Raw genomic sequence first — 25,586 nt, 5'->3', positions numbered from 1 at the left:
AAGGCCGGGGCTGCTTTGCAGCCCATCGCCGGCAAGCCAGCTCCCACAGGTAAAGTGCAACTTTCAAGGAAAGCGCCGTCCCTGTGGGAGCGGGCGTGCCCGCGAACGAGGGCGAAGCCCTCGCAATGGGCCTTAACGCGAAGCCAGCAGTTCCTTCCCACGAACAACCGCAGCACGCACCTGCGCCGGTGCCGTACCACCAATGTGGTCACGGGCATTCACCGAGCCTTCCAGCGTCAGCACGGCAAACACATCCTGCTCGATCTGGTCGCTGAATTGGCGCAGTTCGTCCAGGCTCATCTCGGCCAGGTCCTTGCCGGTATCCACGCCATACTTCACCGCGTGGCCAACGATTTCGTGGCAGTCACGGAACGGCAGGCCACGGCGTACCAGGTAGTCGGCAAGGTCGGTAGCGGTGGAGAAACCGCGCAGGGCCGCTTCACGCATGATGGCGTGCTTGGGCTTGATCGCCGGGATCATGTCGGCAAAGGCACGCAGCGAATCGCGCAGGGTGTCGGCGGCGTCGAACAGCGGCTCCTTGTCTTCCTGGTTGTCCTTGTTGTAGGCCAGCGGCTGGCCTTTCATCAGGGTCAGCAGGCCGGTCAGGGCGCCGAACACACGGCCGGTCTTGCCACGTACCAGCTCTGGCACGTCCGGGTTCTTTTTCTGCGGCATGATCGAGCTGCCGGTGCAGAAGCGATCAGGCAGGTCGATGAACTGGAACTGCGCGCTGGTCCACAGCACCAGCTCTTCGGAGAAGCGCGACAGGTGCATCATCGCCACGCTGGCTGCGGCGCAGAATTCGATGGCGAAGTCGCGGTCCGACACGCCGTCCAGCGAGTTGCCGCCCACGGCCTCGAAGCCCAGCAGCTTGCAGGTGAGTTCGCGGTCGATCGGGTAGGTGGTACCGGCCAGCGCGGCGCTGCCCAGCGGCATGCGGTTGGTGCGCTTGCGGCAGTCGACCAGGCGCTCGTAGTCGCGGCTGAGCATTTCGAACCAGGCCAGCAGGTGGTGGCCGAACGTGACCGGCTGGGCAGTCTGCAGGTGGGTGAAACCAGGCATGATGGTTTCGGCTTCACGCTCGGCCTGTTCCAGCAGGCCCTGCTGCAGGCGGGTGATTTCGGCCAGGATCAGGTCGATCTCGTCGCGCAGCCACAGGCGGATGTCGGTGGCCACCTGGTCATTGCGGCTACGGCCGGTGTGCAGCTTCTTGCCGGTGATGCCGATACGGTCGGTCAGGCGTGCTTCGATGTTCATGTGCACGTCTTCGAGGTCGACGCGCCAGTCGAAGTTGCCGGCTTCGATTTCACCCTGAATGATTTTCAGGCCATCGATGATAGTGTCGCGCTCAGCGTCGCTGAGCACGCCGACCTGCGCCAGCATGGTGGCATGGGCGATCGAACCCATGATGTCGTGGCGGTACAGGCGCTTGTCGAAATCGACCGAGGCGGTGAAACGGGCGACGAATGCGTCGACGGGCTCACTGAAGCGGCCGCCCCAGGACTGATTGGTCTTGTCGGTGCTCATGGATTCACTCATTGCAGGCGTGAACGAAAAAGTGGCGCCGATGATAGCAGGGTTGGGCTGGCTGCCGCAGGGCACCGGTCGAGAGAAATGCCCGGAAAACGGCAGAGAAGGATTTTAAGGAATGAACGGCAGTGTTCCACGGACCGTCTACAGTTGGACAGAGGACTGGCAGTGAATCTGCCGGCCGAGTGAATCTTTGGCCATCGCACCGGTCTAGAGCGTGACCGCAGTGTCGCTCGAACCACACCTGTCTACGCTATACCTGTGCGAGACTCATTCAGGAATCCAGCGCAATTATGAATGTCCTGATCGTTGATGACGAACCCCAAGGCCGTGAACGCCTCAGCCGGCTGCTCGGCGAACTGGAGGGTTACACCGTGCTGGAGCCTAGCGCCACCAACGGCGAGGAGGCCCTGGCGCTGATCGAAAGCCTCAAGCCCGATGTGGTCCTGCTGGACATCGGCATGCCAGGCCTGGATGGCCTGCAGGTTGCCGCACGTTTGTGCGAACGCGAGGCGCCGCCGGCGGTGGTGTTTTGCACCGGGGATGATGAATACGGTGCCGAGGCATTCAAGGACAGCACCCTCAGCCATGTGACCAAGCCTTTCCAGGCCCAGGCGCTGCGCGATGCCTTGCGCAAGGCCGAAAAACCCAACCGCGCCCAGTTGGCGGCGCTCACCCGGCCAGCCAATGAAGGTGGCGGCCCACGTAGCCACATCAGTGCCCGTACGCGCAAAGGCATCGAGTTGATCCCTTTGCCCCAGGTGATCTATTTCATTGCCGACCACAAGTACGTGACTTTGCGCCACGAGGCTGGGGAAGTGCTGCTCGACGAGCCGCTCAAGGCCCTGGAAGACGAGTTTGGCGAACGCTTCGTGCGTATCCACCGCAATGCGCTGGTGGCGCGCGAACGCATCGAACGCCTGCAGCGCACCCCGCTGGGGCATTTTCAGTTGTACCTGAAGGGCCTGGATGGCGACGCCCTTACTGTCAGCCGGCGGCATGTGGCCGGTGTGCGCAAGATGATGCAAACCCTCTGATACGGTGCCCGCATCGCAAGGGCTGCGCCCTTGTTCGCGGCTAAAGCCGCTCCCACAGGGTCATCATTGCCCCTCAGAGCGGCACCGTACCTATGGGCGCAACTGTCTGGTTCAAGATCTGAAAGCTTGCGCAATCCCTGTGGGAGCGGGCGTGCCCGCGAACACCGGCGAAGCCGGTGCCATCCCCTGCGTCGCCTGTTTCGCGGGCATGCCCGCTCCCACAGGGATTGTGCAAGCTTTGAGTTAACACCGTACCTATGGGAGCGGCTTTAGCCGCGAAGGGGCCCTCAGCTGATCCACATCTGCTAGCGATACCGGCGATGCTGTTATCATCGGCGGCATTTCTCTGGATCGGGGCGTTCCATGTCCACTCGCGAAATCCGCATTGCCACCCGTAAAAGTGCCTTGGCCCTGTGGCAGGCCGAATACGTCAAAGCCCGCCTCGAGCAGGCACACCCCGGTCTGCTGGTGACCCTGGTGCCCATGGTCAGCCGTGGCGACAAACTGCTCGACGCACCGCTGGCGAAAATCGGCGGCAAGGGCCTGTTCGTCAAGGAGCTGGAAACCGCCCTGCTGGACAACGAAGCCGACATCGCCGTGCATTCGATGAAGGACGTGCCCATGGACTTCCCCGAAGGCCTGGGGCTGTACTGCATCTGCGAGCGCGAAGACCCGCGCGATGCCTTCGTGTCCAACACCTTTGCCAGCCTGGAAGCGCTGCCTGCCGGCAGCATCGTCGGCACCTCCAGCCTGCGCCGCCAGGCCCAGTTGCTGGCACGCCGCCCAGACCTGCAAATCCGCTTCCTGCGGGGCAACGTCAATACCCGCCTGGCCAAGCTGGATGCCGGTGAGTACGACGCCATCATCCTCGCTGCGGCTGGCCTGATCCGCCTGGGCTTCGAAGACCGCATCACTTCCACCATCAGCGTCGACGATAGCCTGCCCGCTGGCGGCCAGGGTGCGGTGGGCATCGAATGCCGCAGCGCCGACATCCAGATCCATGCACTGCTGGCGCCGCTGCATCATGCCGATACTGCCGACCGGGTGGTGGCCGAACGTGCCCTTAACAAACGCCTGAATGGCGGCTGCCAGGTACCGATCGCCTGTTACGCGGTACTCGAAGGTGACCAACTGTGGCTGCGTGGCCTGGTCGGCCAGCCTAGCGGCGGCACCCTGTTGGTGGCCGATGCCCGTGCCCCTCGCGCGGCTGCCGAGGCCTTGGGCGTACAGGTGGCCGAAGACCTGCTGGGCCAGGGCGCCGAGGCCATCCTCAAGGAAGTCTACGGCGAGGCCGGTCAGCCGTGAGCCAATGGCGCCTGTTGCTGACCCGGCCTGCCGAGGACTGCGCGGCGCTGGCACAAAGCCTGGCGGCAGCGGGGGTAGGCAGTTGCTGCATGCCGCTGCTGGCGATAGAACCCGTGGCCTTGGAGGCGCGGCAACGCCTGCTGCTCGAAGGCTTGCAAGGCTTTCAGGCGATCATCGTCGTCAGCAAGCCGGCTGCTCGGCTGTTGCTTGAGCAACTGGCCGATGCCGGCCTGCAACCGCCACTGCAAGGCTGGTTCACCGTGGGCGAGGCGACTGCAGCGGTGTTGCAGGGTGCCGGGTTGGGCGTAAGCGTTCCCGAGCGTGGTGATGACAGCGAAGCCTTGCTGGCGCTGCCGGCCCTGCGCCAGGCAGTTGCCGTGCCTGCGGCGCGTGTATTGATCGTGCGCGGGGTCGGAGGTCGCGAACTGCTGGCAGAGCGTCTTGCAGAGCAAGGTGCTAGTGTCGAATATCTGGAACTGTATCGTCGCTGCCAGCCGGCTTACCCGGCTGGCACCCTGATGCGCCGCATCGAAGCGGAACGCCTCAATGGCCTGGTGGTCAGCAGTGGGCAGGGTTTTGAACATCTGCAGCAGCTGGCCGGCGCCGATTGGCTGCAGCTGGCACAGCTGCCGCTGTTCGTGCCCAGCCCCCGGGTCGCCGAACAGGCCAGGGCCGCCGGAGCCCAACAGGTTGTGGATTGCCGTGGCGCCAGTGCCACGGCCTTGCTGGCAGCCGTGCAGCGCAGCGCTGCACCTGCCTCTTAAGGCGCTAAGCTGAACGCGATGCGCCCCCATGCAAAGGATGGATACGTGAGCGAGACTGTCTTGTCCAATAACGATCAGCCGTCGGCACAGGCGCCGGCAGAACCCGTCACCACCCCACCTGCCAAGCGCTCCGGCACTGGCCTGGCAGCACTGGCCTTGCTGCTGGGCGCTGCCGGGGTGGCGGTAGGTGGCTGGGGTGTCTGGCAGGTGCGTCAACTGCAAGGCAGTGAGTTCAACCAGGGCCAGCACATCGAGGCGCTGAACCAGCGCGCCGAGGCCCTGCAGCAGCGCGAACAGCAGATCAGTGCGCAACTGGCCAGCCTGCCGGCTGCCAGCGAACTGGAAGATCGCCGCCGCCTGGTAGCGCAGTTGCAAGGCGACCAGCAGCGCCTTAGCCAGCGGTTGGAAACCGTACTGGGCGAGAGCCGCAAGGAATGGCGCCTGGCCGAGGCCGAGCACCTGCTGCGCCTGGCCACACTGCGCCTGTCGGCGCTGCAGGACATCACCAGTGCCAGGGCCCTGGTCGAGGGTGCCGACGAAATCCTGCGCGAGCAGAGCGACCCAGGTGCCTTTGCCGCCCGCGAACAATTGGCGCGCAGCCTGGCCACGCTCAACAGCACCCAGCAACCGGACCGTACCGGCCTGTTCCTGAAACTGGCTGCACAGCGCGAGCTGGTGCAGCAGCTCAGTGCCCAGTCGCCCGAGTTCGCCAGCAACGCCGATGCGCTTGGCGCCCTGACCTCTGACGGTGATGGTGCCAGCCGCCTGTCGCAGTGGTGGGCAGAAATCTCCAAGTACTTCCAGATCGACTTCAATGCCGATGACAACGTGCGGCCGCTGCTGGCCGGGCAGCAACTCAACCAGCTGCGGCTGGCCCTGAGCCTGACCATCGAGCAGGCTCAATGGGCCGCACTCAATGGTGACGCCAAGGTTTATACCCAGGCGCTGGACGACGCCCGCAGCGTGCTGCTGGCCAACTTCAATGCCGACAACCCGCAAAGCAAGGCCATGCTCGACAGCCTAAATGCCTTGGCCGATCAACCCGTGTCGGTGGTTACCCCCGACCTCAGCGAAAGCCTGGCGGCCGTGCAGGCCTACATCCAGCGCCGTCACCTGCCGGCCGAGGCTGAAGGGGGCAAGCCATGAAGCGTGTCTACCTGCTGGCCGTGCTGGCGATTGTAGTTGCCGCGGCGCTGGGTATTGCGGTCGCCAAACACAGCGGCTATGTGCTGGTTTCCTACGGAAGCTTCCGCTATCAGTCGGGGCTGTGGGCGGCCCTGGCCGGCCTGCTGGCCGTGGTCGCACTGGTGTGGTTGTTGCGTTACCTGGTCGGTCTGGTGCTGACCTCCAGCGGCGTGGTCAACCCGTGGTCGCGGCGTAACCGCAGCCGGCGTATCCGGGTCGCCATCGAGCAGGGCCAGCTGGACCTCGCCGAAGGCCGCTGGGCCAGTGCCCAACGCCACTTGCACCGTGCCGCCGAGGCCGAGCGCCAGCCGCTGCTTTACTACCTCGGTGCTGCGCGTGCAGCAAACGAGCAAGGCCGCACCGAAGACAGCGACAACCTGTTGGAGCGTGCGCTGGAGCGGCAACCGCAAGCGGAACTTGCCATTGCCCTGACCCATGCCCAGTTGCAGATGGACCGTGGTGAAAGTGAAGGTGCTTTGGAAACCCTGCTGGCCATGCAGGAGCGTCACCCGCACAACGGCCAGGTATTGCGCCTGCTGCAGCGCCTGCACCTGGAGCGGGGCGACTGGTCGGCGTTGATCCGCCTGCTTCCAGACCTGCGCAAGGGCAAAGTGCTGCCGCCCGCCGAGCTGGCTGCCCTGGAGCAGCGTGCCTGGGGCCAGAACCTGAGCCTGGCCACCACCCGTGGCGAAGACACGCAAAGTGCACGTCAAGCCTTGGAGCGCGCCTGGCAGCAACTGACCGCGGCGCAGCGCCAGGAACCACAGCTGGTATTGGCCTACGCCGAGCAATTGCGCCAGGTGGGTGCACAGAGCGAGGCCGAGCAAGTACTGCGCACTGCCCTCAAGCGCGACTACGAAAGCCACCTGGCCCGCTTGTACGGCCTGGTGCGTGGTGATGATCCGGCGCGCCAGTTGCAAACCGCCGAAGGCTGGCTCAAGGCTCACCCGCAAGATGCCAGCCTGCTGTTGACCTTGGGCCGGCTCAGCCTGCAGAACCGCCTTTGGGGCAAGGCGCGTGACTATCTGGAAAGCAGCCTGCGCATGGAACGTAACCCTGAGGCCTGTGCCGAACTGGCCCGCCTGCTCGCTGGCCTGGGCGAAACCGAGCGCAGCAACCAGCTGTTCCAGGAGGGCCTTGGCCTGCTGGACGAACGCCTGCTGGCCCTGCCGCTGCCAGAAGGCGTGCGCGCCTGACCTACCCCAGAGCCCGCGCCAAGGTGCGGGCTTTGGGGGTTGGTAACTGATCTACGCCTGTACGTTACCTCTGCAAGCCATTTCTTCAGGCACCTCCTGCCGCTTTGCTGGAAATTTCCTACACGATTCAGCGACTTGTCGTTACTGTCGCGCCTTGAAACAAAGTGCGTCTTTCCTCTACCGTTTCAAGCCACCACCATTTCCCCGGGACCTTCCCTGCCCATGCTGCCGGCCCGCTTACGCACATTTTTCGTTCCTGCCTGCCTGGCCGCACTGGCGGTACTGGCTGCGTCTTTCCAACTGGAAAACATGCCCGGGCTTGTGCCGTGCCCCCTGTGCTTCAGCCAGCGGCTGCTGCTTGCCGTGTATGCGCTGCTGTGCCTGGGGGCAGTGCTGCAGGCGCCGGGCACGCAGGGCATCCGCCGTTACGCGCAGGCAACACTGGGCTGCTCGCTGGCCGGGGCGCTGCTGGCGGCGCGGCACGTCTGGCTGCAGGGCGCTGCCGGGGCAGCACATGTGTGCCCGGTGCCGATCGGGCGAGTGTTCGAGCAGTCCTGGGGCGAGGCGGTACGGCAACTGTTGCTGGGTGGCCCGGATTGCAACTCGCTGACCTGGAGCTTTCTCGACCTGACGCTGCCCGAGTGGAGCCTGCTGGCCTTCCTGCTGTTGGCGGCGCTGCCCTTGAGTTGCCTGCTGGCGTATCGTTTCCGCAGCCTGGCAAGAAGTTGACCTGGCGCAAGGCTGGGCCGATAGCGCGACCAATGGCGCTGTATAAGGGTATTAAACACTTGTATGAACTTTGTCTGCTGCGTACCTTGATGGGCAGCACGCACGGGAATAATCTCCCAGCACGAATACCGAAAATACAACTGCTCGATGCCGTCCTGCTGATGTCACCTTTGTGCTGCGCGGTCGTGGTGCGAGGTGCAGCGGCATCTACCCAGAAGGGAAGAGATCGCCATGCTCGATAGTTGTCAGAATGCCCAGGAACGCTGGGGTGGGGTTCACAAGCTGATCGACCGTTGGCTGGAGGAGCGCCAGCAACTGGTGCAGGCCTTCCGCGACCTGCGCGATGCCAAGCCTGCCTTTGCTGACAAGGACACGCACAGTGACTTCTGCGCACTGCTGGTGGACTACGTGTCGGCGTGGCATTTCGAAGTCTGCGAGCAACTGGTCAGTGAGGCCAAGGCATTCGATGACGAGAAAGCGCTGAAGCTGGCTGAAGAGATCAACCCGCGGATCAATGACATCACCCAGATTGCACTGGCCTTCAATGATCATTGCAGCAAGGGCGAGTGCAAGGACACCGAGCGTTTCGCCGAGAAGCTGGCCAAGCTGGGCGCCCTGCTGCACGAGCGCTTCGAGCTCGAAGACTGCCTGATCGAAGTGCTGCACACCGCGCACAAGGAAGAGGGCGCAGTCGAGGCCTGAAGGTTGGCGTCAGTCGCCAACCGCCAGCAGCTCGATCTCGAATACCAAGGGTGTATAGGGTGCGATCAGGTCACCCGCTCCTTCGGCGCCATAGGCTTGCGCTGAAGGAATCACCAGGCGCCATTTGGCGCCCGCGTGCATCCGCGGCAGGGCCACCTGCCAGCCCTCGATTACAGAATCCAGGTTGAACCACTGGGGCGTCTGGTTCTGGTCGAACACCGAGCCATCCGGCAACTTGCCCACATAGCGCACTTGTACTTTGCCACCTGCCTTGGGTTGCGCGCCCGTGCCTGGCTGCAGTTCGCTGTAGAGCACGCCTTCCGGCAGTTCGTGTACCCCATAACGCCCACGCTCATTGGCCATGAAGCGTGTTTCGGCTGCCTGCAATTTTTGCGTGGTGGCATCACTTTCCTGTGTTTCATGCTGCTGAAGCACTGCCTGCATGCGTGCCTTGTCAAGCTTTAGCGGTTGCCCCTGATAGGACTGCTTGAGGCCTTCGACCAGTGCGTCCAGTTGCAAGCCCGGCATTTCATGGCGCAGGCGCTCACCCAGGCTGGCGCCCAGGCTGTAGGCCAGGTCGTGCTCGTCGCTGTCGGCCAAGGCGATGGGGGCCAGCAGGCATAAACCTAAAAAAAGATATCGAGGCAATGCCCGGACTCCCAAATATCAGCAGTGATTAATTCAGCAACTACACTTTCACGCAGCTGCAAGATAACAACTTTGCCCAGGCATGCAACGCGGCGTAAATATTACGGTCAACATGCCCTAGCGGCGGTAGCAGCAGAAGCATAGTATGAGCCGCAATCTCGTCAGCCAGGAGGTAAACCATGTCGGCCAAAAAGAAGCCAGTAAGTACGCCGTTACACCTGCTCCAGCAACTTTCGGGCAGCCTGCTCGAACACTTGGAAGATGCCTGCTCGCAAGCGCTGGCTGATGCGGAAAAACTGCTGGCCAAGTTGGAAAAGCAGCGTGGCAAAGCCCAGGAAAAACTGCACACCGGTCGCCTGAAATTGCAGGATGCTGCCAAGGCAGGTAAAGCCAAGGCACAGACCAAAGCGCAAAAAGCCATTGGCGAACTTGAAGGGCTGCTCGATTCCCTCAAAGAACGTCAAACCCAGACCCGCTCTTACATCCAGCAACTCAAACGAGATGCTCAGGACAGCCTCAAGCTGGCCCAGGGTGTAGGCAAGGTTCGTGAAGCAGCAGCCAAAGCGCTGGATTCGCGTGCTGCCAAAACCACCAAACCAGCGGCTGCCAAACCTGCAACCAAGCCAGCTGCCAGAACCGCTGCTGCAGCCAAACCTGCGGCGAAGCCAGCTGCCAAGGCGACCGCTGCTGCCAAGCCAGCCGCCAAGCCAGCCGCCAGAGCGACCGCTGCTGCCAAGCCTGCCGCGAAACCAGCTGCCAAAGCGACCGCTACTGCCAAGCCTGCCGCTAAGCCAGCCGCCAAGGCGACCGCTGCTGCCAAGCCTGCCGCCAAGCCAGCCGCCAAAGCGACCGCTGCTGCCAAGCCTGCCGCCAAAGCGACCGCTGCTGCCAAGCCAGCCGCCAAGCCAGCTGCCAAAGCGACCGCTGCTGCCAAGCCTGCCGCTAAGCCAGCGGCCAAAGCGACCGCTGCTGCCAAGCCTGCCGCTAAGCCAGCTGCCAAAGCGACCGCTGCTGCCAAGCCTGCCGCTAAGCCAGCTGCCAAAGCGACTGCTGCAGCCAAACCTGCAGCCAAACCAGCCGCGAAACCCGCTGCCGCCAAAGCCCCGGCACGCGCTGCCGCCAAGCCAGCTGCCGCCAAACCTGTTGCCAGCAAGCCAGCGGAAACCAAACCCGCTACGCCTGCCGCCAGCACCCCGGCTGCCGCAACCAACTCGGCCACCCCGGCTGCTTCGGTAGCGCCCTCGGCACCCGCCAGCACCCCGGCTCAGTCGCCGTCTTCGGCGTCCTGAAGCGTAGCCGCCGCGACGCGCAGCTGAGTCAGCGCGTCGTGGTGGCGGGCAGGCTCCGGCGCCAGCCGGGCCAGCCAGTCGTCAGTGCCCCCCGAGTCTGCGGGCCACTGTCGCGACCGCTCGTGCAAACGCTCCAGCAAGGTCTTTTCGGCCTGCAACTCCAGCCCCTTCACCTGTTCACGTATCGCTCCCAGCTGCACATCATTCTGCGCTGCTGCTCGCCATTGCTGGCGCAGGCTACGTAACGGGAGGACCACTTCACGCTGCCAAGGCCCGGCAATTTCGCTCAACGCCTGGGCGCGCTCATCCAGCACAGCCACGCCACGCGTCTGCAGCCAGGTTGCGCACAACAGCAGGCAGACATCGCCACCCTGCGCCTGAAGCTCCAGGCAAGCCGTTTCCACGCCGGGCCTGGCATACAGGGCCAGGGCGTGATTCCACAGGTCGGTGTACATGGTTCTACTCGCGCTATGGGCCGAGGAAGCTGATAGACTCCGCGACCATCATGATCAGACTATCCAACCTCACTTTACAGCGTGGTCCGCAGCGCTTGCTAGACGGCGCCGACATGACCCTGCACCCCGGTCACAAGGCCGGCCTGATCGGCGCCAATGGCGCCGGTAAATCCAGCCTGTTCGCCTTGCTGCGCGGGGAGCTGACGCCTGACGGCGGCGATTGCCAGCTGCCCGGCGACTGGCGCATCGCCCACATGCGCCAGGAAGTCGATACCCTCGACCGCGTGGCCGTGGACTATGTGCTTGATGGCGACGTGCGCCTGCGCAAGGTCCAGGCTGACCTGGCCGCGGCCGAGCAGGCCCACGACGGCACCGCCCTGGCGCGCCTGCACAGTGAGCTGGAAAGCGCCGACGGCTACACTGCCGACGCTCGCGCCCGCAAATTGCTGGCGGGCCTGGGCTTCACCAACGAACAGATGGACCGCCGCGTCGGCGACTTCTCCGGTGGCTGGCGGATGCGCCTTAACCTGGCCCAGGCACTGATGTGTCCGTCCGACCTGTTGTTGCTCGACGAGCCCACCAACCACCTGGACCTGGATGCCATCCTGTGGCTGGAAGACTGGCTCAAGGGTTACCCCGGCACGCTGATGCTGATCTCCCACGACCGTGACTTCCTCGACGCCGTGGTCGACCATGTGCTGCACGTCGAACAACGCAAGCTCAACCTCTACAAGGGCGGCTACACCGCCTTCGAGCGCACCCGCGCCGAGCGCCTGGCGCAACAGCAGCAGGCCTACGAGAAGCAGCAGGCGCAGCGCGCGCACATGGAAAAGTACATCGCCCGCTTCAAGGCCCAGGCCACCAAGGCCCGCCAGGCACAAAGCCGGATCAAGGCCCTGGAGCGCATGGAGGAGCTGTCGGCGGCGCATGTCGATTCACCGTTCGACTTCGTCTTCCGCGAATCGCAGAAAATCTCCAGCCCGTTGTTGAGCCTGTCCGAAGGCCGCCTGGGGTATGGCGACAAGGCCATCCTCGACAAGGTCAAGTTGCAGCTTACCCCTGGCGCACGTATTGGTTTGCTCGGGCCTAACGGCGCGGGCAAGTCCACCCTGATCAAGAACCTCGCGGGCGAGCTGGAACCGTTGTCGGGCCGCCTGGTACGTGGCGAGAACCTGGCTGTTGGTTACTTTGCCCAGCACCAGCTGGATTCGCTGGACGACAAGGCCAGCCCGCTGCTGCACCTGCAGCGTATTGCCCCCGCCGAGCGCGAGCAGACCCTGCGCGACTTCCTGGGTGGTTTCGACTTCCATGGCGACCGTACTGACGAGCCGGTGGTGAACTTCTCCGGTGGTGAAAAGGCCCGCCTCGCGCTGGCGCTGATCGCCTGGGAACGGCCGAACCTGCTGCTGCTCGACGAGCCGACCAACCACCTCGACCTGGAAATGCGCCTGGCGCTGACCATGGCGTTGCAGGAGTTTGCCGGCGCCGTGGTGGTGGTATCCCACGACCGTCACCTGCTCAAGAGCACCACCGACGACTTCCTGCTGGTGGCCGACGGCAAGGTTGATACCTTCGACGGTGACCTGGACGACTACAGCCGCTGGCTGGTCGAGTACCGCCAGCGCAGCGCCCCGGCCAGTACGGCTGCGGTCAACCCGGACAAGACCGACAAGAAAGCCCAGCGCCAGGCTGCCGCGGCCTTGCGCCAGCAGCTGGCACCGCACAAGAAGGCTGCCGACAAGCTGGAAACCGAGCTCAACCAGGTGCACACGCAACTGGCCGAGATCGAGACCGCACTGGGTGACGGTGGCCTTTACGAGGCCGCGCGCAAGGACGAACTGCGTGACCTGCTGGCGCGCCAGACCAAGCTCAAGCAACGCGAAGGCGAGCTGGAAGAAGCCTGGATGGAAGCGCTGGAAACCCTCGAAAGCATGCAGGCCGAGCTCGAGGCGCTGTCCTGATGGAGGAGCTGCGTTCGCTGCTGCCAGGGCAATGGATGGATACCTTCTGGCTGGGCTTGCAGATCCTGTTGATCCTGGTGGCGGCCTTCGTCCTGCAGCGCATCATTGCTCGCGGGCTGAGCCGCCTGGGTCAGCGTTACCCGCTGCCACCGGAGTTGCTGGTGCCGGTGCGCGGTGGCTTGCGCTGGCTGATCATGGGCAGCGCGCTGCTGTTTGTGCTGGAGCGGCTGGGTGTTTCCGCGACAGTCCTGTGGACTGCATTGTCAGGCTTCGTCGCGGTGGCGGCAGTGGCGTTCTTCGCCATGTGGAGCGTGTTGTCCAACCTGCTGTGCGCGGTGCTGATTTTTACGGTCGGGCCGTTTCGCATCGGCGATGTGGTCGAGCTGGTCGATACACTCGACAAGCCGGGCGTCAAAGGCCGTGTGATCGCCATCAACCTGCTGTTCACCACCCTGCTGGAAATGCCCGAGGCGGGCGGGGCGCTGGTGCAGGTGCCCAATAGCCAGTTCTTCCAGAAATCGGTGCGGCGCTGGCGCGGGGCCGAGGTGCAGGCCCTGCACAAAGAGGCGCCTGTCGAGGCCGACTAAACCTGTGCCGGCCTCTTCGCGGGCATGCCCGCTCCCACAGAACCCGAAGCCGGCACTGTAGCTGTGGGAGCGGGCGCGCCCGCGAAGAGGCCGGTACAGGCCGTGAAATTCCTCAAAATTTACTGGTTATTTTTTCACCAACACCTTAGCTTAACGGTTTGCAACATATGTTCGAGCGAGGTGTGTGATGTCGATGGAAGTATGGTTGGGCTTCTTTGCCGCCTGTTGGGTGATCAGCCTTTCACCCGGTGCCGGGGCGATCGCCTCGATGTCCAGTGGCCTGCAATACGGCTTCTGGCGTGGTTACTGGAATGCCCTGGGCCTGCAGCTAGGCCTGATCGTGCAGATCGCCATCATCGCCGCTGGCGTCGGCGCCATCCTGGCCGCCTCGGCCACGGCGTTCCAGATCATCAAATGGTTCGGCGTTGCCTACCTCGTCTACCTGGCCTACAAGCAGTGGCGCGCCTTGCCGATGGACATGGCCGATGAGTCTGGCGTGCGCCCGATCGGCAAACCGCTGAGCCTGGTGTTCCGTGGTTTCCTGGTCAACGTCAGCAACCCCAAGGCACTGGTGTTCATGCTGGCGGTGCTGCCGCAGTTCCTCAACCCGCATGCGCCGCTGTTGCCGCAGTATGTGGCAATTACCGTGACCATGATCAGCGTGGACATGCTGGTGATGGCGGGTTACACCGGGCTGGCTTCGCGGGTGTTGCGCTTGCTGCGTACGCCCAAGCAGCAGAAACGCCTGAACCGGACCTTTGCCGGGTTGTTCATTGGTGCGGCAACCTTCCTGGCGACCCTGCGCCGCGCGCCCATCTGATCCACCGTATCTCGGCCATTCGCGGGCTTGCCCGCTCCCACAGGTATTGCGCCGCTCTCAGGCGTGGCACATCGCCTGTGGGAGCGGGCAAGCCCGCGAATGGGCCAACGCTATTTCTGCCTGTCCACCAACCCCTTGAGCAGATCAACCGGTAACGGAAAAACTATGGTCGAGCTCTTGTCCCCGGCAATCGCCCCCAGCACCTGGCGGATGTCCAGGTTCAGCTGCTCGCGTTCTGCCAGCAGTTCGTCCAGTTCGTGCTTGCCCAGCACTGCGCGCAGCGTGGTCTGGGCCAGCTGGCTGGTTGCCACGAGGAAGTCTTCAACCTGGATGATCGCCTTTTGCGGGTCTAGAACGCGAAAGTACAGCACCGCGTTGACCTTGACCGAGACGTTGCCCCGGGTAATCACATCCTGCGGCGGCGCATCACCAGCTCGGCAATCATGAAGGCGAGGCCCAGCAGGATCAGGGCCGCCCCGGCGAAACTCACCGGAACCACCAACACGGCCTGTTCGCTGGCGGCCATTACGGCGTTGCCCCCGGCAACAGTCGCAGCCTGCCCGCCGGGCGCAATGCCAAGCAGCATCAGCAGCAACAACCAGCGCCAGCAGCGGGCGATCACCTGTCGTCACCTCGTTTGCCTCTATTGCACAAGTTTAGCCCTGCTTGCCGCTGCCAGGCCTAAAATTGAAGATTGGGGGGCGAAACCGGAGGTGCATCATGCGTATGGCAAAGACCCTGCAGGCCCGCCTGGACAAGGCCAACTGCGACTACGACATCATCCCCCATCCACATTCGGCCACCAGCCTGGAGTCTGCCCGTACGGCCGGTGTGCCCGCCGAGCGGGTCGCCAAGTCGGTGATGCTCGATGACCGGCATGGCAACTACATCATGGCCGTGCTGCCGGCCAACCGGCACCTGGACATGAGCAAGGTGCGCACGTCCGGCGCCTGGCAACTGACCCGTGAAAGCGGTCTGCCGAGCCTGTTCAATGACTGCGAGCGCGGCGCCGTACCAGCCCTTGGCGATGCCTACCAGATAAAAATGCTGCTCGATCCGAGCCTGACCCGCCAAGGCGATGTCTACCTGGAGGCAGGTGACCACGATCACTTGATCCACATGAGCATGGAGCAGTTCATGAAGCTGGTACCTGAAGCCGAAGTGCGCGAGCTGTGCTGATGTTTTCACACCAATGCCAGGCGGGCGTCGTGGACGGCTTGCCTGGCCCCGAGGAGGAACCATGGAAGCGCCGACCCATCAGTTTTCCGAGCTGTTCAAACAGTTGGGATTGCCCGACGATCCCAAGAGCATCGATCAGTTCATCGCCAGCCATTCACCACTGAAGAATGAAATCAAACTGGTGGATGCGCCGTTCTGGACCGAGTCTCAGCGTGCCTTTCTCAAGGACAGCATCATTGAAGATGCCGATTGGGCAGTGCCCTTCGACCAACTCAACGAAGCGTTGCGCCGCCCCCGAAAATAAAGCGCCGAGCGGCACCTGACGAGTGAGTGGCCGTTGCTATGCTCAGGAAAACAATAAGGGGATAGCGCGATGAAAGATCCCTACGCACCAGGTTTCTGGTGCTCCGTGACGATCCTGGGCACCCTGACGGCCAGTTACTTCTACGGCATCAGGCAGACGCAACAGATGAACCAGGCAGTGCATTTCCTGTATGCCGCTGCCGCTGTCACTGTGGCGTTTGCACTGGTGACGCTGACCTGGATCGCCTGGCAGCAGTTGCACCTGAACAAGCGCGAAGTGATCCAGGGGCGAACGTTGCTGACCATCTGGAACACCAAGGTGGCATTACGCCGCGTTGAAACGGTGTTCGACCGTTATTTCTGGGGCAGCTACTGGCATTCGGGGCGTACCTTCGAAGAGGTCATGGGCGAGCTCAAGGGCACACCGCTGGAGCAGAGCCTGGATGCCCTGAAGCGCCAGTGCCGCGTGCTCGACCGTGAAATCCATGACCACCACCATCACTGGCTGGCCAACGCTCGCGACCTGTCCAGCGTGGCCCAGGCCATGGCACGTGAGCGCTACCAGCTGGACCTGGGCGAGCCTACGCACAGTGGCCACGGCAATACGGCAGTGCTGAACCGGGACCTGGAAGTGCTGGTCTACACCTGGTCGGCGCGCCTGCGCAGCTTCGACCATCAACTGGACGAACTGGAGCGCGCCTACCATTGAGGCGCTTCATTCGCCGCGGATGTATTGCTCCAGTTGCAGGATCAGGCTGGCCTGTTCGGCGATGGTTTCCTTGACCAGGTCACCGATCGACAGCAGGCCCAGCAGCTCACCATTGCTCACCACCGGCAGGTGGCGCAAGTGCCGGTTGGTCATCAGGTTCATGCAGTACTCAAGGTTCTGCTTCGGCTCCACGGTGACGACCGGGGCGCTCATGATTTCGCGTACCGGGGTGGCTGCAGACGAGCGCCCCTTCAGCACCAGTTTGCGTGCATAGTCCCGTTCACTGACGATACCCACCACCTGGTTGCCCTCGACCACGGGCAGCGCACCGACGTTTTTCTCCGCCAGCATTTTCAGGGCGTCGAGCACCGAGTCATCCGGGCCGATGGTGTACACGGTCTGGTGCTGGGACTTGGTCTTGAGGATTTGTTCGACGGTTTTCATGTGGGCCTCTGCGGGTGGAAAAAGCGCTGTCTCGGTGTAACTAAAGCATCCGGTACGGCGCTCTGCACGGCAATGCAGGAAACGGCATGGAGTCGATTGAAAAACGTCATGAGTGTCGCCTGTGCCGGCCTCTTCGCGGCTGAAGCCGCCCCCACAGGTACATCGCAGGCCTCAGGCATACGGAGTCCTTGTGGGAGATTGCCCTGCCCATTGGGCTGCGCTGTCGCGCGGAGAACTGATGCCGGGCACACCGCGTACCCTGTGGGAGCGGGCGCGCCCGCGAACACCGGCGCAGCCGGTGCCATGCACCGCGTTGGATTCTTCGCGGGCACGCCCGCTCCCACAGGGTCCCTGCTAAATCAGTAAGTGATGCGCAGTTTTGTGGGAGCGGGTTTACCCGCGAAGAGGCCGGTATTGCCGATCAAAGCTTCGGCATCTGCCCGAGCCGCGCCACCATCTCGCTCACGATCTGCAGGTCCAGCATGAACTGGTCCACAGTCTTGAACTCGTTGTCGTTGTGCCCGGTGTACTTCACATCCGGCATGGCCAGGCCGAACTGCACGCCGTTGGGCAGGTCGTGCACCGAGGTTGCGCCGGCAGAGGTGCCAAACTCATGCTTCATGCCCAGGTTCTCGGTGGCCACCGCGAGCAGGGCCTTGACCCATTCGCCCTCGGGGTTGCGGTACATCGGTTCGTCCAGGCTGTAGTCGAAGGCCACCGAGGTGTGGCTTTGCCGGGTCCACTTGCCCAGTTTGTCGGCCAACTCGTCCTTGATCGTGGCGATTGGCTTGCCTTTGGGAATGCGCAGGTTCACTGCCAGTTTCAGGCCTTTGTCATCCACCCCGACAAAAGTCAGCGAGGCGGTCAGCGGGCCCATGAAAGCGTCCTTGAAAGCAACGCCGAGCTTGGTGCCCAGATAGTCCAGGCCCCAGTTGTCGGCGGCGTAGCGGGCGGCGTCAGTGAAGTGGTTTTGCTTGAGTGGCACCTGCGGGCCCAGCCCGTTGATGAAGCCGAGCATACGCGCTACCGGGTTTACGCCGGACTCTGGCTCCGAGGAGTGGGCGGAAACACCGGTCACGGTGAGTAACACCTGTTTGCCATCGGCTTTGGCGTCAATGCTGAAGTCGCCGCCCTGTTTCTTCACGTACTTGGCACCGGCTTGCTGCAACTGTTTGGCCAGCTGAGCCGGGTTGTCCGAAACCAGGGTCGCCACCGAGGTAGTCGGTATCTGGTTGGTGGCCAGGCCGCCGGTCAGGTTGACGATTTCTGCGCCCTTGCCGGTGCCCGCCCGCTTGCTGAAGCTGGCCATGACCGTGCCGTAGCCCTTCTCGGCAATTACCACAGGGTAGCCGCCGTCGAGGGCCAGGTTGTAGTCGGGGGTGGGGTTGCGCTCGAAGTAGTAGGGGATGGCGTCGCCGCTGGTTTCTTCGGTGGTGTCGATAAGCAGCTTGAATTGCCGGGCCAGCGGCAGGTTCTCGTCCTTGGCCACTTTCAGGGCGTACATCGCTACCACGATGCCGTTCTTGTCGTCTTCGGTGCCGCGGCCGTACATGCGGTCGCCGACCAGGGTGACCTTGAACGGGTCCAGGCGCGTGCCGTCGGCCAGCTTCCAGTTGTCCGGGTTGACCGGCACCACGTCGGCATGGGCATGGATGCCGATCACTTCCTTGCCGCTGCCGAGCGAAACCTCATACACCCGGTTGTCGATGTTGCGGAAGGCCAGGCCAAAGCTATCGGCCAGGGCCTTGAGCTTGTCGGCAATCTTCAGGAACTCGGGGTTCTCGTGCTGTGGCGTCCCCTCGACACTGAAGGTGGGGATGGCCACCAGTTCGCGCAGGGTTTCGGTGGCGGCCTTGCCGTACTTGATACGGGTATACAGGCCGAGCAGGCGGTTGATTTCATCTTGCTGTTCGGCGGCCAGTTGCTTGTTGGCCAGGTAGGCGTCCAGGGTTGCCTCAAGGTTGTCGGCCTTGGCCAGGTCGCTGCCTTTGAGCTTGCCTAGGAACTGCTTGAAGTCGCTCGGGGTGCTGCCGTCGAAGGCTTTGACGATGGCAGCGGACTGCTGCTGGGTGAGGTTGGCCTGGGCCGGCTGGGTGAACAGGCCGATGCTGGCCAGCAGCAGGGTGGTGGCGGTCAGTTTTTTCAGGTGCATGGTTGTGCGCATTCCTTCGCCAATCATTGTTATGGGCTACCCGTCAGAAAACGGGAAGACGCCCACGCTAACACCAATGACCCGTGGCACGGGAGTACCAGAAACGCGACATGTCGCACAAACGAAAAAGCCCCGGGCTCAGGCCCAGGGCTTTTTGATATGGCGCACTCGGCGGGATTCGAACCCACGACCCCTGCCTTCGGAGGGCAGTACTCTATCCAGCTGAGCTACGAGTGCAACGCGCACGCATGATACCCATCTGTGCCAGTGGCGTCCATCGCCTTGATCTGTGGCTTTTTTTCCCTGTTCTCACGGGATGTGCACAGGAGGCTCAGAGGTGCCATCGGGCTACCACCTCGTGTGCTGGTGCGTAGCGGTTAATCGAGATATCTTTCGACCCGACGATGACCCCCGTTATGCCCATCGATACTGAACACTATGCCCGCAGCCTGGCCTCGCTCAAGGATGCACGGGCGCTGATGGAAACTGCACGTGCCTATGTGGCCGCCTGGCCCGACCTCTATGTGCTGGCGCAGCAGCGAGCCAGCAGCTACCTCCAGGCACATACCGGCCAGGCGCTGGACCCGGACAAGGTGTGGTGGCATGCCTTCGACACCGCCGTCAGTGCGCCCACATTCACTGGCTGGCGGCATGCCGGGCCGCCGACTCAATCGCTGACCTTCACCCAGTTGCTGGTCCATCGCTTCGGCGGTGGCTTCCAGGAGGCACCGGACACCCTGGCACTGTACAGCGGCTTCTACACTGCGGATGGCAATGCCGCTGAATATGACCAGACCAATGAAGTACGCCTGGACGCCCAACAAGTGCTGGATGATTTCTGGGCGATGGACTTCGCTGCCCAGGTGCATGCACGTACCGAACTGTTCTGGGCTGAAGAGGGCCGCACGTTGCCGCTGCTGGCCAGGGCCGGCTTCATCGCGGCCATCGAGCAAGGCGTGCGCGAGTCGGCGCTCGACGAGGGCGACCGCACCCTCTTGCTCAACTGGCTTGGCCTGGCAAGCGACCACCCCCCCACATTGGCCGACTTGCAAGCCATCAGCCCAGGCACCTCGATGAGCCTGCGCGAATACCTGCGAGCGGGTGGTGGCCGCCTGCTGACCTTGATGGCTGGCGATGGTCGCATCTTCCTCTACGATCCGGCCTCGGCCAAGCCATTGCAGGCTTTTGCCCGGCGAGAAAGCCTGCAGCACTGGCTGGGCGAGCAGCAGCCTTTGGGTGAGGGCCAGGCATTGTCTGCTGACCTGTTTGAAACGCTTGCGCACTGGGCCAAGGCAGATCTGCAAGCGCAACAGCAAGCGCTGATCAGCAATGCCGACCTGCGCAAACAGCTATGGCGGGGCTACCTGGGGGCGTTCATTCAGGTATTTGGCAGTTTTGCGACAGCTGCATGGCCGTTGAGCCTGCTTCTGCTGGGGGCAGGCGGGGCGCGCCTGGTGCTGGACGTTGATGCTGCCTGGCATAGCCGTTCTACCGACCAGCGCCGTGCCGCGATCATCTCTGCGGTGGGCGATGCACTGGTCACGGTGTTTTCCATCATCGACATAGGCCTGGGCGTACGTGCCTTGACTTACCGGGAGCCACCGCATGTACGCCTGGCCAACCTCGAAGGCTGGCAAGCCACTGATGAACTGGGCGAAGACATGGAGAACCTGGAAGCCAACCGGATCTTGGGCCTGGATACCTGCACTGAAGGGTTACTGAGCGGAATCAAGCTCAGTGATGACGGCGCTACCTGGATTGAAATGCGTGAAAGAACCGTGCGTGTGCGCTATAGCCCGGACTTGTCAGAGTGGCTGGTGGTGCATGACGACGACCCGTACGCGTTCCTGCCAACCTTGCCGGTGCGTATGGAGGAAAGTGGCCTGTGGCAGTTGCAGGCACCTGAAGCACGGCTGGAGACGCTGACCTCACGCTTCTGGGATGTGTATATGCACCCCAACGAGGGTTTCGCCGTCGGGCTTTCAGAGGACATTCTGGCACGCCAGAGAGCGTTGTTGAGCGAGGCAGACCTGCCTCGGGTCAAGGACCACGATGACGCCATCGTGGATGAGCAAGGCTGGACCTACGCGCTGCGTGATGGCAAACGCCACTACACCTTCGAGGAAGACGGCGACCTGCACAATATGCTGGTGCTGAACTACAGCATGGAAGTTGCCAAGGTCAATGACCTGTTCCGCTTCGGGCGGACTGACCTGCCGACGCTCTCGCGCGAGGAAGTTCATGCTTACCTGAATCTGTTGTTCGATTCGCTGGAAACGCTACCGAAGTCCAATGCCATGCGTTTATGGCGTGGGGGCAGCAACCTGAGGGCGACTGGCGGCGTCCGCTATCGTACCGGCGAGGTGAATGTTGGCGATGTCCTGGTCAACACGGACATCACCTCCTTCACCGAAAACCCCTACGTACTGCGCATGTTCCTGACCTCTAAAACCACTAACGCATTCGATGAAACAGCGGTGGTGTATGAATGGGTAGGTGAGGGCTTGCGCAGCGGCATACCCGTGGCGCCGCTGTCGATCCACCCGGTGGAGGCCGAGGTATTGTTCACCCCGGGGCATTACTTTCGGATTGAGTCGGTACGTGAAGTGCTGGGCAATGACTATCGCTTCATCAAAGTGCGGATTCGCGAAGTGGAGCGGCCCACCGAGGGTACGCTGCTCGACATGCGTACCGGCGAGCCCTTTGACCGCCAGGCGTATGCCGAGCGGGTCGGCAGCGAGGCGCTGGTCGAGCGCCTGTTCCCCAGCCAGCCAGGCTCACAAGGCGATGAGTTCCGGTCTTAGGCCCTCAACCCTTGCTCGCGCCGGTTCGGGTCGGTTGACCACGCCGGTAACCTGCCCCAGCACTTTTTCCCGCAGGCTGTGCAGGGCTACCCCGCTGCGCTGGCGCGGATGTGGCAGCGGTACCTCGACCACCGACCTGATCCGACCCGGGCGCGGCTCCAGAACCACCACCCGGTCTGCCAGGTAGGTGGCCTCCTCGGCATCGTGGGTCACCAGTAAAACGGTGACCCCGGCGCGTTCGCGAATGGCCAGCAGCTCATCCTGTAGCTGCTGACGGGTCAATGCATCCAGCGCGCCAAACGGTTCGTCCAGCAGCAGGATACGGGGGCTGGCGACCAACCCGCGTGCAATCGCCACACGCTGCGCCATGCCGCCGGAAAGCTGGTGTGGGTAGGCGGACTCGAAACCCAGCAGGCCAACCAACTGAACGAATTCATGTATGCGCCGGGCGCGCTCGCCCTGGGTCAGGTGCTCGTTGACCAGGCCAAGCGCGATGTTCTGCGCCACTGTCAGCCAAGGGAACAGGCGGTGCTCCTGAAAGACGATACCGCGCTCACCCCCGATGCCGCTGACGGTATGGCCGTCAACGCGGATGCTGCCGCTGTAATCGGTATCCAGCCCTACCAACAGGCGTAAAAGCGTGGACTTGCCGCAGCCCGAGGCACCGACGATGGCAATGAGCTCGCCTTGGTTGATCGACAGGTTGAAGTTGCGGATCGCTTCGATGGGCTGACCGTCCACGCTGAAAACCTTGCTGACATTCTCGAAGCAGACCAGCGGCGGTGTGACGTCGGGCTGGTTGGCCGCGTGCAGGTGCGAAGTGTTGAAGGCGTTCATGCAGTTCTCCAGCGCGTGGCGCGCGATTCTAGGCGTTGTCCAAGGGTGCCGAGCAGGGCGCCGACCAGGCCGATCAGCACCATCGCAGCCATTACCTGGTCCATGCGGAACAGTTGCTGGGCGCCGATCATCAGGCTGGCGATGCCGCCGTCCGAAGGCATGAAGTATTCGGCGCCGATGGTGCCCAGCCAGGCATAGATCAGCGACAGGCGCAGGCCGGCAAAAATGGCCGGGGCTGCACCGGGCAGCACCAGCAGGCGCAAGCGTTGCCACAGGCCCAGGCGTAACGTGCGGGCCGCTTCGCCCAGCTGTGGCGAGAGGCTGGCGATACCGCGCTGGGTAGCGATCAGCAGCGGGAAGAATGCGGCCAGGCCGACGAACACATGCTTGGCCCCTTCACCCAGGCCGAACCAGGCGGTGAGCAGCGGCACCCAAGCGAACAGCGCTACCTGGCGCAAGGCCGTAAGGCCAGGTCCGAACAGGCGATCTGCCGGTTTTGAGAGCCCCAGCAGCAAGCCGGTCAGCAGACCGGCACCGCCACCCAGCAGCAGGCCGGCGAGGGTGCGCTCCAGGCTTAGCAGCAAGGCTTGCGGCAGTGACCCATCGGCCAGACCGACCAGCAGTGTGCGCAGCACCTCAAGTGGCGAAGTGAGGATGTTCGGGTCAACCCAGCCGAAACTGTTGCTGGCTTGCCACAGCGCCAGCAGTGCCAGAGGCAGCAGCAGGCTTTGCCATCCGCGTGGCACCGGCCCGCGCTGCTGTTCACCCGTGGCCGGTTGTGGCCAGTACAGAAGGCGCTTTTCCAGGCCGGAGAAGCTGCGCTCCAGTACGGCACCCACCAGGCCGATTACCAGAATGCACAGCAGCACCAGGTCGAGCATGAACAGCTGGCGTCCCCACACCATCAGGTAGCCGATTCCTTCGCTGGATGCCAGCAGCTCCACCGCCAGCAGCGAGGTCCAGCCGGTGGCCAGGGCCAGGCGCACGCCAGTGAGAAAAGCGGGCAGGGCAGCTGGCAGCAGCAGGCGCAGGAACAGCAGGTGGCGTGGCAGGCGCAGGGCCGCAGCGGCTTCACGCAGTTTTGGCTGGGCATCGCGCACACCCACCAGTGTGTGCAAGGTGACGGGCACCACCACGGCTTTTACCAGCACCACGAGCTTCAGCAGTTCACCGATGCCAAAGAACAGCATGAACAGCGGGATCCAGGCCAGAGTGGGAATTTGCGCCAGCGCCACGAAAGTCGGCAAAACCAGCGTCTGTGCTTGCCGCGAAGCGCCCAGCCACACCCCCAGCAGCAATCCGCTGCCGATACCCGCCGCCAGCCCCCAGCACAACCGTTGCAGGCTTATCCACAGGTGCCCCCAGAGCTCGCCAGAGCCAAACTCCACCGCGCTCTGCCACACCAGTGCCGGCGCCGGCAGGATCTGCTCGCTCATCCAGTGCTGCCGGCTCGCCACCACCCACAGCAGCGCAATCAGCACAGGCAGCAACCAAGGCAACAAGCGGTCACGGCCTGTGTGGGGGCGGCCTTGTTTCGCGATAGGGCCGCGCAGCGCCCCCGGAAGCCACCTCCGATTCCTGCTCAGAACTCCATTCATCGGCCATCTCTCGAGACGTTGTTAGTTTATTCACTTATGGAATTAAAAAATCCAACAAGCAACTTTCAAGAGATAAGAGCATGCGTCCCCTGCATACGGAAGCCCCCCGTCGTTGCGTTTTCCTCATATTTTCCATGCGCTTTGCGCAAGCACCTCGCAGACCCGCATGCAGCCTGGTTTATGCCTTCCAGTTACTGAAAGATGAAGTTTTGGTCTTTGTAGGTTCTAACCAGACCTGCCTAGCTTCTGGCCAAAGCGCCGGCCATCGCCGGTGGCAGCCTGCCAAGGAGCCTTGCCATGAAAACCCCGTTGCGCCACCTCGTTACCGCCCTTGGGCTGGCCTTCACCCTCGGTGCCCAGGCGGCCGAGCCCGCCAAGCCTGAGAGCATCCGTATTGCCGTGCCCGACCTCAGTGCCGGCAGCAAGCCCAGTGCGGGCGGCGTAGTTGATGTGCTGCGTGATCAGCAGTTGCTTGAGAAGGAATTTGCCAAGGACGGCATCCGCATCGATTGGCACTTCTTCAAGGGGGCCGGCCCTGTGGTCAACGAGGCGTTGGCCAACGGCCAGGCCGACTTCGCCTACCTGGGTGACCTGGCCGCGATCGTCGGCAAGGCCAATGGCCTGGACACCCGCGTGCTGTCGGCAGGTGTGCGAGGGGTCAAGAGTTACCTGGGCGTAGTGCCTGGCTCCGGCATCAAGACCCTGCACGACCTCAAGGGCAAGCGCGTGGCGGTGTTCCGTGGTACGGCCAACCAGCTGTCGTTCGCCAGTGCACTGGCCAGCCAGGGGCTGACCGAACGCGAACTGAAGGTCATCAACCTGGACTTCAATGCCGCCAACGCCGCGCTGGCCGCCAAGCAGATCGACGCCACCTGGGGCCTGTCCAACCTGCTGTCACTGCGTGAGCGCGGGCTGGTGGAGTTGCCGGTCAACTCGCGCGACCTTGAAGGTGCCGGCAGCACCCAGGCGGTGCTGCTGGGCACGGGCGACTTCATCCGCAAGTACCCCGAGCTGGTCCAGCGCCTGGTCAACGCCCAGGAGCAAGCCAGTAACTGGCTGCGCGATGAGCACAACCGCGAGGCGTATGTGGACCTGGTGGCCAACAACGCCAACTGGCCACGCAGCATCCTCAGCGATGACCTGGCCAAGGAAAACCTCGCCCACTACTTCGACCCACGCCTGGACGCCGAATTTGTCGGCCAGTTGCAGCAGGGCGTCGACCTGGCAGCCAAGGAGCGCCTGATCCGCCGTGGCTTCCAGGTAGCCGACTGGATCGAACCACGCTTTCTCGATGCTGCATTGAAACAGGAGCAGGCCGTGCAGGCTGCTCGCTGAAACCTGATAACCCGACA

The 25,586-nt window shown here is 63.2% G+C and carries 24 protein-coding genes, 1 tRNA gene and 1 pseudogene; 16 read left to right on the top strand and 10 right to left on the bottom strand.

Features of this window, described 5'->3' with window-relative positions:
* Positions 1-132: 132 nt before the first annotated feature.
* On the bottom strand, positions 133-1,527 hold the full coding sequence (gene argH, locus ACFY9W_RS09090) for an argininosuccinate lyase (RefSeq protein ID WP_391128660.1): 1,395 nt from the start codon (positions 1,525-1,527) through the stop codon (positions 133-135).
* Positions 1,528-1,823: 296 nt separating this feature from the next.
* Here argH and ACFY9W_RS09085 point away from each other — a divergent pair, with 296 nt between their 5' ends.
* From ACFY9W_RS09085 to rsd, 7 genes are all read left to right on the top strand, one after another.
* The gene (locus ACFY9W_RS09085) at positions 1,824-2,567 is read left to right on the top strand and encodes a LytTR family DNA-binding domain-containing protein (protein ID WP_015268539.1); all 744 of its coding nucleotides are present in this window, start codon (positions 1,824-1,826) and stop codon (positions 2,565-2,567) included.
* 363 nt (positions 2,568-2,930) lie between these two features.
* Positions 2,931-3,872 (top strand): hydroxymethylbilane synthase, encoded by a 942-nt coding sequence (gene hemC, locus ACFY9W_RS09080; protein ID WP_391128656.1) that lies wholly within the window; start codon positions 2,931-2,933, stop codon positions 3,870-3,872.
* Positions 3,869-4,636, top strand: a complete 768-nt coding sequence (locus ACFY9W_RS09075) for a uroporphyrinogen-III synthase (RefSeq protein ID WP_391128653.1) — start codon at positions 3,869-3,871, stop codon at positions 4,634-4,636. The genes hemC and ACFY9W_RS09075 overlap by 4 nt, the downstream gene beginning before the upstream one ends.
* Before the next feature lie 45 nt (positions 4,637-4,681).
* Positions 4,682-5,782 carry a uroporphyrinogen-III C-methyltransferase gene (locus ACFY9W_RS09070; protein WP_391128650.1) on the top strand — a complete coding sequence of 367 codons (1,101 nt, stop codon included), beginning with the start codon at positions 4,682-4,684 and terminating at the stop codon, positions 5,780-5,782.
* Positions 5,779-7,017 (top strand): heme biosynthesis HemY N-terminal domain-containing protein, encoded by a 1,239-nt coding sequence (locus ACFY9W_RS09065; protein ID WP_391128647.1) that lies wholly within the window; start codon positions 5,779-5,781, stop codon positions 7,015-7,017. The genes ACFY9W_RS09070 and ACFY9W_RS09065 overlap by 4 nt, the downstream gene beginning before the upstream one ends.
* Positions 7,018-7,239: 222 nt before the next feature.
* The gene (locus tag ACFY9W_RS09060; protein ID WP_391128645.1) at positions 7,240-7,746 is read left to right on the top strand and encodes a disulfide bond formation protein B; all 507 of its coding nucleotides are present in this window, start codon (positions 7,240-7,242) and stop codon (positions 7,744-7,746) included.
* A gap of 231 nt (positions 7,747-7,977) precedes the next feature.
* The gene (gene rsd / locus ACFY9W_RS09055; protein ID WP_391128642.1) at positions 7,978-8,448 is read left to right on the top strand and encodes a sigma D regulator; all 471 of its coding nucleotides are present in this window, start codon (positions 7,978-7,980) and stop codon (positions 8,446-8,448) included.
* Positions 8,449-8,457: 9 nt separating this feature from the next.
* On the opposite strand, the gene ACFY9W_RS09050 is transcribed toward rsd, so the two are convergent.
* Positions 8,458-9,096, bottom strand: coding sequence for an FKBP-type peptidyl-prolyl cis-trans isomerase (locus ACFY9W_RS09050; RefSeq protein WP_391128639.1), 639 nt, complete (start codon positions 9,094-9,096; stop codon positions 8,458-8,460).
* A gap of 179 nt (positions 9,097-9,275) precedes the next feature.
* On the opposite strand from ACFY9W_RS09050, the gene ACFY9W_RS09045 reads away from it, so the two are divergent.
* Positions 9,276-10,385, top strand: coding sequence for an AlgP family protein (locus ACFY9W_RS09045; RefSeq protein ID WP_391128636.1), 1,110 nt, complete (start codon positions 9,276-9,278; stop codon positions 10,383-10,385).
* Here ACFY9W_RS09045 and ACFY9W_RS09040 read toward each other — a convergent pair.
* Positions 10,361-10,840, bottom strand: coding sequence for a TIGR02444 family protein (locus tag ACFY9W_RS09040; RefSeq protein WP_391128633.1), 480 nt, complete (start codon positions 10,838-10,840; stop codon positions 10,361-10,363). The genes ACFY9W_RS09045 and ACFY9W_RS09040 overlap by 25 nt on opposite strands.
* A gap of 50 nt (positions 10,841-10,890) precedes the next feature.
* Between ACFY9W_RS09040 and ACFY9W_RS09035 the strand changes: the two genes are divergently transcribed.
* The 3 genes from ACFY9W_RS09035 (at position 10,891) to ACFY9W_RS09025 (ending at position 14,208) form a co-directional block, all read left to right on the top strand.
* The gene (locus ACFY9W_RS09035) at positions 10,891-12,801 is read left to right on the top strand and encodes an ATP-binding cassette domain-containing protein (RefSeq protein WP_391128630.1); all 1,911 of its coding nucleotides are present in this window, start codon (positions 10,891-10,893) and stop codon (positions 12,799-12,801) included.
* Positions 12,801-13,388 (top strand): mechanosensitive ion channel domain-containing protein, encoded by a 588-nt coding sequence (locus ACFY9W_RS09030; RefSeq protein WP_391128627.1) that lies wholly within the window; start codon positions 12,801-12,803, stop codon positions 13,386-13,388. Before ACFY9W_RS09035 ends, ACFY9W_RS09030 begins: the two co-directional genes overlap by 1 nt.
* A 187-nt stretch (positions 13,389-13,575) precedes the next feature.
* A complete protein-coding gene (locus ACFY9W_RS09025) occupies positions 13,576-14,208 on the top strand; it encodes a LysE family transporter (protein WP_391128624.1) in 633 nt (210 codons plus the stop codon).
* Positions 14,209-14,399: 191 nt separating this feature from the next.
* Here the strand turns inward: ACFY9W_RS09025 and ACFY9W_RS09020 are convergent.
* Both ACFY9W_RS09020 and ACFY9W_RS09015 read right to left on the bottom strand, forming a co-directional pair.
* Positions 14,400-14,636, bottom strand: a pseudogene (locus ACFY9W_RS09020) (SPFH domain-containing protein); the annotation flags it as partial.
* Positions 14,615-14,830, bottom strand: coding sequence for a hypothetical protein (locus ACFY9W_RS09015; protein ID WP_391128718.1), 216 nt, complete (start codon positions 14,828-14,830; stop codon positions 14,615-14,617). The pseudogene ACFY9W_RS09020 and the gene ACFY9W_RS09015, both read right to left, overlap by 22 nt.
* 98 nt (positions 14,831-14,928) lie before the next feature.
* Here ACFY9W_RS09015 and ACFY9W_RS09010 point away from each other — a divergent pair, with 98 nt between their 5' ends.
* The 3 genes from ACFY9W_RS09010 (at position 14,929) to ACFY9W_RS09000 (ending at position 16,399) form a co-directional block, all read left to right on the top strand.
* Positions 14,929-15,387, top strand: a complete 459-nt coding sequence (locus tag ACFY9W_RS09010; RefSeq protein WP_391128621.1) for a YbaK/EbsC family protein — start codon at positions 14,929-14,931, stop codon at positions 15,385-15,387.
* A 61-nt stretch (positions 15,388-15,448) separates the two neighbouring features.
* A complete protein-coding gene (locus ACFY9W_RS09005; RefSeq protein ID WP_391128618.1) occupies positions 15,449-15,691 on the top strand; it encodes a DUF2789 family protein in 243 nt (80 codons plus the stop codon).
* Between the two features lie 69 nt (positions 15,692-15,760).
* Positions 15,761-16,399: an NADH:ubiquinone oxidoreductase subunit N gene (locus tag ACFY9W_RS09000; RefSeq protein ID WP_391128616.1), complete on the top strand. Its 639-nt coding sequence runs from the start codon at positions 15,761-15,763 to the stop codon at positions 16,397-16,399.
* Between the two features lie 6 nt (positions 16,400-16,405).
* On the opposite strand, the gene ACFY9W_RS08995 is transcribed toward ACFY9W_RS09000, so the two are convergent.
* The 3 genes from ACFY9W_RS08995 to ACFY9W_RS08985 form a co-directional block, all read right to left on the bottom strand.
* Positions 16,406-16,843, bottom strand: a complete 438-nt coding sequence (locus ACFY9W_RS08995) for a CBS domain-containing protein (protein WP_198749564.1) — start codon at positions 16,841-16,843, stop codon at positions 16,406-16,408.
* 421 nt (positions 16,844-17,264) lie between these two features.
* The gene (locus tag ACFY9W_RS08990; protein ID WP_391128613.1) at positions 17,265-18,995 is read right to left on the bottom strand and encodes a dipeptidase; all 1,731 of its coding nucleotides are present in this window, start codon (positions 18,993-18,995) and stop codon (positions 17,265-17,267) included.
* Between the two features lie 160 nt (positions 18,996-19,155).
* A tRNA-Arg gene (locus ACFY9W_RS08985) sits at positions 19,156-19,232 on the bottom strand.
* A gap of 179 nt (positions 19,233-19,411) precedes the next feature.
* On the opposite strand from ACFY9W_RS08985, the gene ACFY9W_RS08980 reads away from it, so the two are divergent.
* Positions 19,412-21,799, top strand: coding sequence for a dermonecrotic toxin domain-containing protein (locus ACFY9W_RS08980; RefSeq protein ID WP_391128610.1), 2,388 nt, complete (start codon positions 19,412-19,414; stop codon positions 21,797-21,799).
* Here the strand turns inward: ACFY9W_RS08980 and ACFY9W_RS08975 are convergent.
* Positions 21,773-22,636: an ATP-binding cassette domain-containing protein gene (locus ACFY9W_RS08975; protein ID WP_391128607.1), complete on the bottom strand. Its 864-nt coding sequence runs from the start codon at positions 22,634-22,636 to the stop codon at positions 21,773-21,775. The genes ACFY9W_RS08980 and ACFY9W_RS08975 overlap by 27 nt on opposite strands.
* Positions 22,633-24,234 (bottom strand): ABC transporter permease subunit, encoded by a 1,602-nt coding sequence (locus ACFY9W_RS08970; RefSeq protein ID WP_391128604.1) that lies wholly within the window; start codon positions 24,232-24,234, stop codon positions 22,633-22,635. The genes ACFY9W_RS08975 and ACFY9W_RS08970 overlap by 4 nt, the downstream gene beginning before the upstream one ends.
* 297 nt (positions 24,235-24,531) lie before the next feature.
* On the opposite strand from ACFY9W_RS08970, the gene ACFY9W_RS08965 reads away from it, so the two are divergent.
* Positions 24,532-25,569 (top strand): ABC transporter substrate-binding protein, encoded by a 1,038-nt coding sequence (locus tag ACFY9W_RS08965; RefSeq protein ID WP_391128601.1) that lies wholly within the window; start codon positions 24,532-24,534, stop codon positions 25,567-25,569.
* Positions 25,570-25,586 lie beyond the last annotated feature (17 nt).

The sequence above is a fragment of the Pseudomonas sp. NPDC008258 genome (assembly GCF_042956345.1).
Taxonomy (GTDB): domain Bacteria; phylum Pseudomonadota; class Gammaproteobacteria; order Pseudomonadales; family Pseudomonadaceae; genus Aquipseudomonas.
This window is presented reverse-complemented; position numbering and strand designations above follow the sequence as displayed.

Coding starts and splice junctions, on each gene's coding strand:
- argH (WP_391128660.1), bottom strand. CDS start 1,527: ATGAGCACCGACAAGACCAATCAGTCCTGGGGCGGCCGCTTCAGTGAG.
- ACFY9W_RS09085 (WP_015268539.1), top strand. CDS start 1,824: ATGAATGTCCTGATCGTTGATGACGAACCCCAAGGCCGTGAACGCCTC.
- hemC (WP_391128656.1), top strand. CDS start 2,931: ATGTCCACTCGCGAAATCCGCATTGCCACCCGTAAAAGTGCCTTGGCC.
- ACFY9W_RS09065 (WP_391128647.1), top strand. CDS start 5,779: ATGAAGCGTGTCTACCTGCTGGCCGTGCTGGCGATTGTAGTTGCCGCG.
- ACFY9W_RS09060 (WP_391128645.1), top strand. CDS start 7,240: ATGCTGCCGGCCCGCTTACGCACATTTTTCGTTCCTGCCTGCCTGGCC.
- rsd (WP_391128642.1), top strand. CDS start 7,978: ATGCTCGATAGTTGTCAGAATGCCCAGGAACGCTGGGGTGGGGTTCAC.
- ACFY9W_RS09045 (WP_391128636.1), top strand. CDS start 9,276: ATGTCGGCCAAAAAGAAGCCAGTAAGTACGCCGTTACACCTGCTCCAG.
- ACFY9W_RS09040 (WP_391128633.1), bottom strand. CDS start 10,840: ATGTACACCGACCTGTGGAATCACGCCCTGGCCCTGTATGCCAGGCCC.
- ACFY9W_RS09035 (WP_391128630.1), top strand. CDS start 10,891: ATGATCAGACTATCCAACCTCACTTTACAGCGTGGTCCGCAGCGCTTG.
- ACFY9W_RS09030 (WP_391128627.1), top strand. CDS start 12,801: ATGGAGGAGCTGCGTTCGCTGCTGCCAGGGCAATGGATGGATACCTTC.
- ACFY9W_RS09025 (WP_391128624.1), top strand. CDS start 13,576: ATGTCGATGGAAGTATGGTTGGGCTTCTTTGCCGCCTGTTGGGTGATC.
- ACFY9W_RS09010 (WP_391128621.1), top strand. CDS start 14,929: ATGCGTATGGCAAAGACCCTGCAGGCCCGCCTGGACAAGGCCAACTGC.
- ACFY9W_RS09005 (WP_391128618.1), top strand. CDS start 15,449: ATGGAAGCGCCGACCCATCAGTTTTCCGAGCTGTTCAAACAGTTGGGA.
- ACFY9W_RS09000 (WP_391128616.1), top strand. CDS start 15,761: ATGAAAGATCCCTACGCACCAGGTTTCTGGTGCTCCGTGACGATCCTG.
- ACFY9W_RS08995 (WP_198749564.1), bottom strand. CDS start 16,843: ATGAAAACCGTCGAACAAATCCTCAAGACCAAGTCCCAGCACCAGACC.
- ACFY9W_RS08990 (WP_391128613.1), bottom strand. CDS start 18,995: ATGCACCTGAAAAAACTGACCGCCACCACCCTGCTGCTGGCCAGCATC.
- ACFY9W_RS08980 (WP_391128610.1), top strand. CDS start 19,412: ATGCCCATCGATACTGAACACTATGCCCGCAGCCTGGCCTCGCTCAAG.
- ACFY9W_RS08975 (WP_391128607.1), bottom strand. CDS start 22,636: ATGAACGCCTTCAACACTTCGCACCTGCACGCGGCCAACCAGCCCGAC.
- ACFY9W_RS08970 (WP_391128604.1), bottom strand. CDS start 24,234: ATGAATGGAGTTCTGAGCAGGAATCGGAGGTGGCTTCCGGGGGCGCTG.
- ACFY9W_RS08965 (WP_391128601.1), top strand. CDS start 24,532: ATGAAAACCCCGTTGCGCCACCTCGTTACCGCCCTTGGGCTGGCCTTC.